The organism is Micromonospora sp. NPDC023633, assembly GCF_040640035.1.
Lineage (GTDB): Bacteria > Actinomycetota > Actinomycetes > Mycobacteriales > Micromonosporaceae > Micromonospora.
In genome coordinates this window covers 1-1,314 of sequence record NZ_JBFABB010000282.1, presented here as the reverse complement: position 1 = coordinate 1,314, position 1,314 = coordinate 1, and the positions used below count along the sequence as shown (strand labels likewise).

The 1,314-nt window shown below is 72.1% G+C and carries 2 protein-coding genes; both read right to left on the bottom strand.

Annotated features, from left to right (window positions below; all coding sequences use genetic code 11):
* Positions 1-200: polyketide synthase docking domain-containing protein (locus AB0G13_RS34735; RefSeq protein ID WP_357883950.1), on the bottom strand; the 200-nt coding region annotated here is incomplete at its 3' end.
* 28 nt (positions 201-228) lie between these two features.
* Positions 229-1,314, bottom strand: a 1,086-nt coding sequence (locus tag AB0G13_RS34730) for a beta-ketoacyl reductase (protein ID WP_357883947.1), incomplete at its 5' end; no start/stop codon positions are given.

The following is a 1,314-nucleotide window of genomic DNA, read 5'->3' as shown; positions in this document are numbered from 1 at the left end:
CCGATCCCCTCGCCGCCGGAGACCAGCAACTCCCACAGCGCCGCCGGCGAGTCCACCCCGCCGGGGAACCGGCACGCCATCGACACGATCGCGATGGGCTCGGCCTGGCGGTCCTCGACCTCACGGAGGCGGCGGTTCGCCTGCCGTGCGTCCGCGATGGCACGCCTGAGATAGTCGCGAAGCATTTCTTCGTTCGACATCGTTCTCAGTCCCCCATGGTCGATGCGGTCAGTCGCGGCTGTCGACGAGCTGGAACAGTTCCTCGTCCGTGGCGGACTCGAGATCGGCATCGTCGAGGTCGGCCGCGCCGTCGGCGGCGGTGAGCGTGGCCAGCATGGCCCGCAGCCGCTCGGTCACCGCGGCCCGGGATCCGTGGTCGGTGACCGCGTCCATGCCGTCGGCGATCCGGGCGAGGTGGGCGAGGAGTTCCTCCGCCGGGTCCCTCGGCGGCGGGGCCAGTGCCCGGCTCAGGTACGCCGCCAGCGCCGCGGGCGTCGGATAGTCGTAGATGAGGCTGGCCGGCAGCCGCAGGCCGGTCGCCACGCCGAGCCGGTTCCGCAGCTCGACGCCCGTCAGCGAGTCGAAACCGCCCTTTAGGAAGGTGAGATCGGCCGCGACCTGCCCCTCGGAGGAATGGCCGAGAACCACGGCCGCGTGGGTACGGACAAGGGCGAGCATCGCCTCGTGGCGCTGGGCCTCCGGCAGGGTGACCAGCCGGGAGATCCCGGTGTCGCCGCCCGATCCGGTGGTCTTGCGTTCCGGCCGGTGGTGGATCCGGGCCGCGATCGGGATGGGATGGATGCCGCTGGACGCAGCGTCGAACATCGCCAGCCCCTGCGCGGTGGTCATCGGCAGGATCCCGGCCCGCGCCAGCCGCTCACTGTCGGCGTTGCCGGTCATCGCACTGCGCTGCTCCCACAGCCCCCACGCGATCGAGACGCCCGGCAGCCCGAGACGGCGCCGGTGCACAGCCAGCGCATCCAGGAAGACGTTGCCGGCGGCGTAGTTGGCCTGCCCGGCGCTGCCCAGGGCGCCGGCGACCGACGAGAACATAACGAACGCCGCCAGGTCCATGTCCCGTGTCAGCTCGTGCAGGTGCAGCGCGGCATCGACCTTGGGCCGCAGGACATCGTCGATCCGCTGCGGTGTGAGGGATGCAAAGACCCCATCGTCGAGTACGCCGGCCGCGTGCACCACCGCGTCGACGGCCCGGTCGTGAAGAACAGCGGCCAGGGCGGCCCGGTCGGAGGCGTCACAGGCCACCGCCTCGACGCGGTCACCGTAGTCCGCGCCCAGCCCGGCGTCGGTGCCCGC